The organism is Blastococcus sp. CT_GayMR20 (genome assembly GCF_004570345.1).
Genome location: NZ_SPQM01000174.1, coordinates 1 through 8,400, shown reverse-complemented (window position 1 = coordinate 8,400; position 8,400 = coordinate 1). Strand labels below are relative to the sequence as shown.

The 8,400-nt window shown below is 72.3% G+C and carries 10 protein-coding genes and 1 pseudogene; 7 read left to right on the top strand and 4 right to left on the bottom strand.

The genetic code is table 11. The features are described 5' to 3' along the window. Positions 1–54: 54 nt before the first annotated feature. Entirely contained in the window at positions 55–225 is a 171-nt protein-coding gene (locus tag E4P40_RS24280) for a CsbD family protein (protein WP_135160932.1), read from the top strand. 36 nt (positions 226–261) lie between these two features. Here the strand turns inward: E4P40_RS24280 and E4P40_RS28670 are convergent, their stop codons facing one another. Continuing rightward, positions 262–1,041 (bottom strand): (deoxy)nucleoside triphosphate pyrophosphohydrolase, encoded by a 780-nt coding sequence (locus E4P40_RS28670; protein WP_209305496.1) that lies wholly within the window; start codon positions 1,039–1,041, stop codon positions 262–264. Between the two features lie 35 nt (positions 1,042–1,076). On the opposite strand from E4P40_RS28670, the gene E4P40_RS24270 reads away from it, so the two are divergent. The 6 genes from E4P40_RS24270 to E4P40_RS24250 all read left to right on the top strand — a co-directional run bounded on the left by E4P40_RS24270 (position 1,077) and on the right by E4P40_RS24250 (position 5,233). After that, positions 1,077–1,553, top strand: coding sequence for an Rrf2 family transcriptional regulator (locus E4P40_RS24270; protein ID WP_135160931.1), 477 nt, complete (start codon positions 1,077–1,079; stop codon positions 1,551–1,553). Positions 1,554–1,601: 48 nt separating this feature from the next. Next, complete coding sequence (gene cysC / locus E4P40_RS24265; protein ID WP_135160930.1) at positions 1,602–2,126, top strand: adenylyl-sulfate kinase; 525 nt, start codon at positions 1,602–1,604, stop codon at positions 2,124–2,126. A 238-nt stretch (positions 2,127–2,364) separates the two neighbouring features. Further along, complete coding sequence (locus E4P40_RS24260; RefSeq protein WP_135160929.1) at positions 2,365–4,038, top strand: nitrite/sulfite reductase; 1,674 nt, start codon at positions 2,365–2,367, stop codon at positions 4,036–4,038. Next, on the top strand, positions 4,038–4,208 hold the full coding sequence (locus E4P40_RS28340) for a hypothetical protein (protein WP_167762361.1): 171 nt from the start codon (positions 4,038–4,040) through the stop codon (positions 4,206–4,208). The genes E4P40_RS24260 and E4P40_RS28340 overlap by 1 nt, the downstream gene beginning before the upstream one ends. Beyond that, positions 4,205–4,915, top strand: a complete 711-nt coding sequence (locus E4P40_RS24255) for a phosphoadenylyl-sulfate reductase (protein ID WP_135160928.1) — start codon at positions 4,205–4,207, stop codon at positions 4,913–4,915. The genes E4P40_RS28340 and E4P40_RS24255 overlap by 4 nt, the downstream gene beginning before the upstream one ends. Positions 4,916–4,939: 24 nt before the next feature. Further along, entirely contained in the window at positions 4,940–5,233 is a 294-nt protein-coding gene (locus E4P40_RS24250; RefSeq protein ID WP_135160927.1) for a 4a-hydroxytetrahydrobiopterin dehydratase, read from the top strand. 103 nt (positions 5,234–5,336) lie between these two features. On the opposite strand, the gene E4P40_RS24245 is transcribed toward E4P40_RS24250, so the two are convergent. From E4P40_RS24245 to E4P40_RS29160, 3 genes and pseudogenes are all read right to left on the bottom strand, one after another. After that, complete coding sequence (locus tag E4P40_RS24245; protein WP_135160926.1) at positions 5,337–7,595, bottom strand: PhoX family phosphatase; 2,259 nt, start codon at positions 7,593–7,595, stop codon at positions 5,337–5,339. A gap of 134 nt (positions 7,596–7,729) precedes the next feature. After that, the gene (locus E4P40_RS24240; protein ID WP_135160925.1) at positions 7,730–8,122 is read right to left on the bottom strand and encodes a DUF3037 domain-containing protein; all 393 of its coding nucleotides are present in this window, start codon (positions 8,120–8,122) and stop codon (positions 7,730–7,732) included. 28 nt (positions 8,123–8,150) lie between these two features. After that, positions 8,151–8,400: pseudogene (locus E4P40_RS29160) on the bottom strand (hypothetical protein); the annotation flags it as partial.

Below are 8,400 nucleotides of genomic sequence, written 5' to 3'. Positions count from 1 at the left end.
CGCCGCAGGGGTAGGGGCACTCCGATACCCGTTCCGAGACGAGGAGAGCGATCCATGAGCGGCGAGGACAAGCTGAACAACAAGATCGAAGAGCTCGGCGGAAAGGCCAAGGAGGCCCTGGGCGACGCGACCGACGACCGCGACCTGCAGGCCGCCGGCCAGAAGGACCAGACCAAGAGCAACCTCAAGCAGGCCGGCGAGAAGGTCAAGGACGCCTTCAAGTAGCAGAACGACCGCTGCGAACCGACGGACGCCGCCCCGCTACCGGGACGGCGTCCGTCGTCGTTCGAGGAGGGTGCGGACGGCGGGGAGCAGCGGGCGGTCGGCCGGGATCCAGTCGAGGTCGTCCAGCTCCGCGACGCCGACCCACCGGAGCTGCGCGTGCTCGTGCGCGACGGGACCGTCGCGGTCCGGGATCCGCGCCCACCAGACGCGCAGCGTCGAGGCGCCGGGCGCCCCGCCCCCCACGACGCCGTCCAGCAGCACCTCGCCGACGAACTCCTGCGGCTCGATCGCGACGCCGAGCTCCTCCGCGATCTCCCGGGCCAGCGCCGCCAGATCGGACTCCCCCGGCTCGACCTTGCCGCCGGGGAACTCCCAGCAGCCGTCGTAGGGCCCGCCCGAGCGCTGCGCGACCAGCACGCGGTCGCCGTCGACGATCGCGGCCCCGACCACCTGGACGACGTCGAGCGCCAGCCGGCCGGCGGCCGCGGCGTAGGCGTCGAGGTGCGCGTGCATCGCGCGGGCGATCCGCCGCCGCAGGACCAGCCGGTCGACGAGGACGCCGATCGGCCACCGCAGCCCGATGACGCACTCGACCTGCTCGTCGACCCGGGTGCCGGCGCCCGTGGCGGTGAACCGGCGCGAGTGGGTGACCCGCCCCCGCCCCGACGCCGGGTGGCCCGCGTGGACGTCGGAGTGCGGCCGCACGGACTCGAGCTCTTCCAGCGGGAAGGGCCACGGACGCCCCAGCGTGCGCGCGACGTCGAACGCCACGGTCAGTGGCGCCTCCACCAAGGTGGTGAAACGCAGGACGAACACGGGAGCCACCCTCCCAGAAAAGGCAGGATGGCTCCGTGCGCATCACTGCCCGGGTCGACTACGCGGTTCGAGCCGCCCTCGAACTCGCCGCCGTCGCCCCGGAGGCGTTGACCAGCGAGCGCATCGCGACCGCCCAGGGCATCCCGTCCCGCTTCCTGCAGGCGATCCTCGGCGACCTGCAGCACGCTCGCCTGGTCACCAGCCAGCGCGGGAGGGACGGCGGCTACCGGCTGGCGCTCCCGCCGTCGGAGATCTCCATCGCCCGCGTCATGCGCGTCGAGCAGGGCTTCCTCGCCGAGGTGCACGGTCAGCGACCCGAGGATGTCCAGTACCCCGGCAACGCCGCCACCCTCGCGAGCGTGTGGGTCGCCGCCCGCGAGACCTACCGGCGGGTGCTCGAGGAGGTCACCCTCGCCGACGTCGTCGCCGGCAAGCTGCCCGACCACGTGGCCGAGCTCGTCGAGCTGGAGAGTGCGTGGCGGTCCTTCGACGGCCGCGGACCGACCGGCTGACCTGCTCCCCGCTCGGGCCGACGACAGCGGCTGAGGAACACTGACGGCATGTCGACCAGCGGCGTCACCGTCTTCCTGACCGGCCTCTCCGGCGCCGGCAAGTCCACGATCGCCGACGCCCTGGTCGCCCGGCTGGAGGCCGAGGGCCGCGAGGTGACGGTCCTGGACGGCGACGTCGTCCGGACGCACCTGTCCAGCGAGCTGACGTTCTCCAAGGAGCACCGCGACCTCAACATCCGCCGCATCGGCTGGGTCGCGGGAGAGATCGTGCGGCACGGCGGAACCGTCGTCGTCGCGGCGATCGCCCCCTACGAGGCGGCACGGGAGGAGGCGCGCGCGCTCGTCGAGAAGCACGGCCGGTTCGTCCTCGTCCACCTCGCGACCCCGCTGGAGGTGTGCGAGCAGCGGGACGTGAAGGGGCTCTACGCCAAGGCGCGCGCCGGGGAGATCCCCGAGTTCACCGGGGTCAGCGACCCCTACGAGGCGCCGGGCCGGGCGGAGGTCGTCGTCGACACGTCGGTGACGCCGCTGGCGGAATCGGTGCGCGTGATCCGCGCCGCCATGGGCAGCTGAGCCCTGGGTCACATCCAGGTTCGGGCCGAATTGTGGGAGGATCGGCCCGTGACCGACCGCGGCAGTCTGCTCGTCGCGCGTCTGCACATCGATCTGGCGCTCGTCTCCAGCGCCGTCTGTCGCGCTCAGCGCTGACCCCGGTCCTCGCGCGCAGAGCTCCCTGCGCCTCCCGATCTGCAGCGCCCCTCCCGCCCGGCCCGCTGCCGCGCGGGTGGTGAGCGCAGGAAGAAGCTCCACAGTGACCACCCCTCCCCGCACCAGCACCCGGCCCGTCCGCGGCCAGGGCCAGTGGGCGCTCGGCTACCGCGAACCGCTCAACCCGAACGAGCGGATGAAGAAGGACTCCGACGGCCTCGAGGTGCGTCAGCGGATCCTCGACATCTACTCGAAGACCGGCTTCGACGGCATCGACCCGGGCGACCTCCGCGGCCGGATGCGCTGGATGGGCCTCTACACCCAGCGCGCCCAGGGCATCCCCGGCGGCAAGACCGCCGTCCTGGAGCCGGAGGAGCTCGAGGACTCCTACTTCATGATGCGGGTCCGCATCGACGGCGGGCAGCTGTCCAGCGACGCCCTGCGTGTGATCGGCGGGATCAGCACCGAGTTCGGTCGCGACGTCGCCGACGTCACCGACCGGCAGAACGTGCAGTACCACTGGATCCGCATCGAGGACGTGCCCGAGATCTGGCGGCGGCTGGAGTCGGTCGGGCTCTCGTCGATGGAGGCCTGCGGCGACGTGCCCCGCGTCATGCTCGGCTGCCCGCTGGCCGGGATCCTCGAGGACGAGGTCATCGACGCCACCGACGTCCTCGCCGAGACCGTCGCGAAGTACGTGGGCAGCCCCGAGTTCAGCAACCTGCCGCGCAAGTGGAAGACCTCGATGTCGGGCTGCGTGGACCACTGCACCGAGCCCGAGATCGACGACGTCTCCTTCGTGGGCGTGGTGAACGCCGCCGGCGAGGCGGGCTACGACCTGATGGTCGGCGGCGGCCTGTCGACCAATCCCATGTTCGCCCATCGGATCGGCGTCTTCGTGCGCCCGGACCAGGTCACCGACGTCTGGGCGGCCTGCACCTCGATCTTCCGTGACTACGGCTACCGCCGGCAGCGCAACCACGCCCGGATCAAGTTCCTCATGGCCGACTGGGGCCCCGAGAGGTTCCGCCAGGTGCTGCAGGACGAGTACCTCCACGAGGTGCTGCCGGACGGGCCGGCCCCGGCGCCGGCCAAGCACGACCAGCGCGACCACGTGGGCGTCGCGAAGCAGAAGGACGGCGCCAACGCGGTCGGGTTCGCCCTGCGCACCGGCCGGATCAGCGGCTCGCTGCTCACCCGCATCGCCGATCTCGCCGACGAGTACGGGCAGGGGCGCATCCGGACGACGACGCAACAGAAGCTGGTCATCCTCGACGTGCCCGACGAGCGGGTCGAGGACCTCGTCGCGGCGCTGGCCGAGCACGACCTGCTGGTCCGCCCGAGCGCCTTCCGCCGCGGCACCATGGCCTGCACCGGCCTGGAGTTCTGCAAGCTGGCGATCGTCGAGACCAAGCAGCACGCCCAGGACCTCTACGCGGAGCTGGAGAAGCGCCTCCCGGACTTCGACGAGCCGATCGGCATCAACGTCAACGGGTGCCCCAACAGCTGCGCCCGGTTCCAGACCGCGGACATCGGCTTCAAGGGGTCGATGGTGCGCGACGACTCCGGGGAGATGGTCGAGGGCTTCCAGGTGCACCTGGGCGGCCACCTCGGCGTCGAGGCGGCCTTCGGCCGCAAGTTCCGCGGCCACAAGGTCACCAAGGCCGAGACCGCGGACTACTGCGAGCGGGTGCTGCGGGGCTACCTCGAGCACCGCGAGCCCGGCGAGCGGTTCGCCGCGTACGTGGCCCGGGCAGAGGAAGCCTGGCTGCTCTGATGACCGAGGACTCGCCGTCGGGAAGGACCCGGCAGCTGCCGGTGTTCCACTGCCCGTACTGCGGGGACGAGGAGCTGACCCCCTACGGGGAGTCACCCGACGGGTGGCGCTGCGAGGCCTGCCTGCGGGCCTTCACGGTCCGCCTGATCGGAACGGGAGTGACGCAGTGACGATCGCGGTCCGGCCCACGCCGGAACTGGCCGCCGCGGCCGATGCGCAGTTCGAGGGCATCGCCGACCCGGTGGAGCAGGCGCTCGAAGTCCTCCGCTGGGCCGGGGACACCTTCGACGCCGGCTTCGCGATCACGTCGTCCATGGCCGACGGTCTGCTGGCCCACCTCGCCAGCCGGGTCGTCCCCGGTGTCCACGTCGTCTTCCTGAACACCGGGTACCACTTCGCCGAGACGATCGGCACGCGCGACTGGATCAGCTCGGTCCTGCCGATCACCCTGGTCGACGTCGCCCCTCCGCAGACCGTCGCGGAGCAGGACCTGTCGTTCGGGCCGAGGCTCTACGAGCGCGACCCCGACCTCTGCTGCTCCCTGCGCAAGGTGAAGCCGCTGGCCGAGGCGCTGGCCGGCTACCTCGCCTGGGGCTCGGGCATCCGCCGCGACGAGTCACCGACCCGGGCCGCCACCCGGCTGGTCGACTGGGACGCCAAGCGCGGCATGGTGAAGATCAACCCGATGGCCGCCTGGACCCAGGACGTCGTCGACGCCTACATCGCCGAGCACCAGGTGCCGGTGAACCCGCTGTTCGAGATCGGCTACGGCTCGATCGGCTGCGAGCCCTGCACCCGCCCGGTGGCGCCCGGTGAGGACGCCCGGGCCGGTCGCTGGGCGGGCAAGGGCAAGATCGAGTGCGGCATCCACAGCTGACCTGATCGGCGGCAGGATGGGGCCATGCCCCGGCCACCGCGCCTCTCCCCCGACGAGATCACTGCTGCCCTGAACGGGCTGCCCGCCTGGTCCGGCGACGGCGACGGACTCCGGCGCACCGTCGAACTGCCCAGCTTCCGGGACGCCGTGGACGCCGTCGTGCGCATCGCCGACGTCGCCGAGGAGATGGACCACCATCCGGACGTCGACCTGCGCTGGCGGACGCTGCACCTGGCGCTCGTCAGCCACTCCGCGGGTGGCGTCACCGACCTCGACGTGCAGCTGGCCCGGCGCATCGACGCCCTGCTGCCCGGCTGACTGCACCCACGGGAACCAGTTCGGTGCAGCGGCTGTAACGGCGCACGCCGGCTGGCCTGCGGTGCCCCCGCAGCGGAGGCTGCGGGGACACCGGCGGGCGGCGTCAGCTGCCCACGCGGCCGCCGTCCTCGCGATAGGCGACCGCCACGCTCGGCCGCGGGAAGGGCCGGTCGGGGCGCCGGTCGGGCCACGTGCTGTACGGCTTCTCCCGGGTGGAACCGGTGATCTCGCCGGGGTGCTGCACCGAGACGAAGACCGACCTGCCGTCCGCCGGGATGAGCGGCCCGCTGCACTCCGCGCCCCGGGGCACGGTCAGGAAGGCCTTGACGTGGCCGCGCTCCGGTCCTTCGACCGGCACGGCGAACAGCCCGTCGTTGGTGCCGCCGACCGTGCCCTCGCCCTGGTTCACCGGCGAGAGCACGTTGCCGTCGGTAGAGATCCAGAGGTTGCCCGCCGGGTCGAACTCGAGGTTGTCCGGGCACGAGATCGGGCTGACCTTCGACTCGTCGTAGCCGGCGAAGTACGAGGACGGGTCCCGGGGGTCACCCGCCACCAGGAAGATCCGCCACTCGAACCGGTCACCGGCGGCACCGCGGGTCTCCCGCCATTCGATGATGTGCCCGTTCCGGTTGCCCGAGCGCTCCCTGAAGGCAGCCGGCGCGGTGGGGGTCGCCGGCGCGTAGCCGTACGAGAAGGCGATCGGGTTGGCCTCGTCGACCTGGGCAAGGGTGCGGTTGGAGTTGTTCGTGAGCGCCACGTAGACGCGGCCGTTGACGGGGTTGACCTGAATGTCCTCCGGCCGGTCCATCCTGGTGGGGACCTTGCTCGGGTCGGTGACCACCGGCGCTGCCGGGTCGGGGAAGTCGCCGTTGCCGTCCAGCTGCTTGCCGAGCCGGTCGGCCGCCAGGCGGGTGAAGGTGAGCACCCAGGCGACGTCCTTGCCCGGGATCGTCGACCGGCCGTCCTTGACCAGGGGGATCCACCGGCCGGTGCCGTCGAACTCGCCGTCGCCCGGGAGCTTCCCCCGTCCGTCGATCTCCGACTGCGGGGAGTCGCCGGAGAAACGGGCGACGTAGAGGTCGCCCTCGTCCAGCAGCGTGAGGTTGTGCGCGCGGGCGTCCCGGCCGTTGCCCCGCTTCATCTTCTTCTTCGAGACGAACTTGTAGATGTAGTCGAACCGCTCGTCGTCGCCGGAGTAGGCCACCACGCGGCCGTCGTCGGCGATCTGCACGTTGGCACCCTCGTGCTTGAACCGCCCCAGCGCCGTGCGCTTCTTCGGCTTCGCGCTCGGGTCGTACGGGTCCAGCTCGACGACCCACCCGAAGCGGTTCACCTCGTTGGGCTCCCGCGACAGGTCGAACCGCTCGTCGACCTCGTGCCAGCCGCGCTCGTCGGGGTCGGAGGTCGACACGCCGTAGCGGAGGAGCCGGGGCTCCTTGGTGTCCTCGGTGATCGCCGTCGTCGTGCCGAAGTACTGGTTGAAGTTCTCCTCGCCGTGCAGCGTGGTGCCCCAGGGGGTCATGCCGCCGGCGCAGTTGTTGAGCGTGCCCAGGACCGTGCGCCCGGTGGGGTCGGCCGTGGTCTGCAGATGGGACGAGCCGGCCGCGGGACCGGTCAGCTCCATCGGCGTGGACGTGGTGATCCGGCGGTTCCGGTCGCCGTCGCGCGCCGGACGCCAGTTGCCGGACCGGCCCTCGCGCTGCACCTCGACAACGGAGATGCCGTGCGCCATCATCGCGATCCGCTTCTGCTCCGGCGTCGTGGTCTGGGGTCCCTCGTCGGCCGCCGGGGCGACACCGGAGAACATCAGCTCCTCGTTGGTGTACTCGTGGTTGACCACGAGGAGGAACCGGTTCCCCCGGTCGTCCAGCGGCAGGAAGCCGATGTAGTCGCAGTTGTAGCCGAACTGCTTGGCCTGGGCCTCGGGGGTCTGCGCGTCGACGTCGAAGTCGGGGGCTCCCTTCTCCACCGGGTCGCCCCACCGCATCACGACCGAGTACCGGTAGCCCTCAGGGACCATCAGCTCGTCGTCGAGGTTCTGCGGCACGGGCCGGAAGGTCAGGTCGCCGCGCGAGCCCGATGGCCGGCCGGAGCCGCCGCGCCGGTCCGTCGCGGCAGCGGTGCCGACCGGGCCGACGGCCACCACCAGGGCGCTCACGCCCGCTGCCTTCAGCATGTTGCGGCGGCTGAACGCCGTCTGCACGACCTCGGCGAACGTCGGGTTGTCGGTCTGGTTCGGGATGGCCGAGTCGCACGCGTTGCCGCACTTGTAGAAGCACGTGGCGTGGCTGCGGCTGCCGTGGCGCACGGAGTCGAGGAAGGGCAGGAGCGAGCGGCTGCGGGGTTCGGAGATGTCGGTCATCAGAGGCCTTCGCTGGGGGGACCGGGCCCCCGGACGCTAGGAAGCCTGCACCGCCGTCCGGTGGACCGTCGGTGAACCCCGGGCGTCCCGGCGGCGACGATCGGTGGCCCCGGCCCGCGGCCCGGGCGATCCGGTCAGCCCTCGACGGGGAGCACCAGCAGGCGCAGCAGGCGGTCGGCCTCGGCGTCCGGGTCCTCGGTCAGCCCGGTGTGCACCGGTCCCGGCTGGACGACGGTGCTGCGCGGCGCCGTCAGCCAGCGGAAGCGCGACCCGAGCGCCTCCCGGCCCGCCGCACCCGCCCCCGGGTCGGCGGCGCAGATGTCGGCGGCGGCCTGCAGCGCCCGGTCGATGGCCGCGGCGTCCGCAGTGGGGTCCAGGGCGCGCAGCCGGTCGACGTCGAGGTGCACCCGCGAACCGAGGTAGTCGCGCTGGCGGCAGTAGACGAGGACGCCGGCGTTGAGCGCCTCCCCCCGCTCGATCCGCGGGACGACGCGCAGGACGGCGTACTCGAAGGTCTCCCTGGTCATCGCTCTGCCCCTGGCAGCGATTCGTCCCTCATCGCTGGGTGACCCCTTCCGGTGGCGGCGGACCGAGCCACGACGGCCGGTTCTCGCCCCGCGGCGCACGGCGGCGGCCCGCCGCACCGGCCTCGGCCGCGGCGAGCAGACCCGGCAGCCAGGCGCCGCGCTGACCTTCCACCACAACTGGCCGGGTGCCCGTGCCGCGGTGGGCCGGCCCTACGACGCGTCCGCGCACGCCCTGATCGAGTGCGAGCCCGACGTGCCCGCGGCCGACGCCGCCCTCG

What these genes read in the sequence shown, in the direction of transcription:
- E4P40_RS28340 (WP_167762361.1), top strand. Translation starts at nt 4,038, where the DNA reads ATGACCGAGGACTCGCCGTCGGGAAGGACCCGGCAGCTGCCGGTGTTC.
- E4P40_RS24245 (WP_135160926.1), bottom strand. Translation starts at nt 7,595, where the DNA reads ATGACCGACATCTCCGAACCCCGCAGCCGCTCGCTCCTGCCCTTCCTC.
- cysC (WP_135160930.1), top strand. Translation starts at nt 1,602, where the DNA reads ATGTCGACCAGCGGCGTCACCGTCTTCCTGACCGGCCTCTCCGGCGCC.
- E4P40_RS24250 (WP_135160927.1), top strand. Translation starts at nt 4,940, where the DNA reads ATGCCCCGGCCACCGCGCCTCTCCCCCGACGAGATCACTGCTGCCCTG.
- E4P40_RS24280 (WP_135160932.1), top strand. Translation starts at nt 55, where the DNA reads ATGAGCGGCGAGGACAAGCTGAACAACAAGATCGAAGAGCTCGGCGGA.
- E4P40_RS24240 (WP_135160925.1), bottom strand. Translation starts at nt 8,122, where the DNA reads ATGACCAGGGAGACCTTCGAGTACGCCGTCCTGCGCGTCGTCCCGCGG.